Origin of the sequence: Stenotrophomonas sp. SrG (assembly GCF_050031795.1) — a bacterium.
In the GTDB taxonomy this organism is placed as follows: domain Bacteria; phylum Pseudomonadota; class Gammaproteobacteria; order Xanthomonadales; family Xanthomonadaceae; genus Stenotrophomonas; species Stenotrophomonas rhizophila_A.
The window spans coordinates 1-230 of record NZ_JBNBBE010001802.1 but is presented as its reverse complement, the minus strand read 5'-3'; the positions used below and the strand labels follow the sequence as shown (position 1 = coordinate 230).

Here is a 230-nt window from a genome sequence, read left to right as displayed (position 1 = left end):
TGGAGCTGTCGCTGAAGGGCGCACAGATCACCGCGACCGTCAGCAAGCGTGAGAGCTCCACCCGCCGGGTGGTGACCCGCGGCGAGATCACCAGGTCGCTGTCCGCGGCGGCGCGCACGGCCGGGCTGTCGCCGTCGGCCATCGCGACGAGGACCGACGCGATCTTCAAGTACGACAGCGCCGTCACCAAGGACCTGCAGCCGGGCGACCGCTTCAGCGTGGTGATGGAT

At 69.6% G+C, this 230-nt stretch carries 1 pseudogene; it reads left to right on the top strand.

Going from position 1 to position 230, the window contains the following annotated elements:
- Window positions 1–230: pseudogene (locus ACQG3P_RS25445) on the top strand (hypothetical protein); the annotation flags it as partial.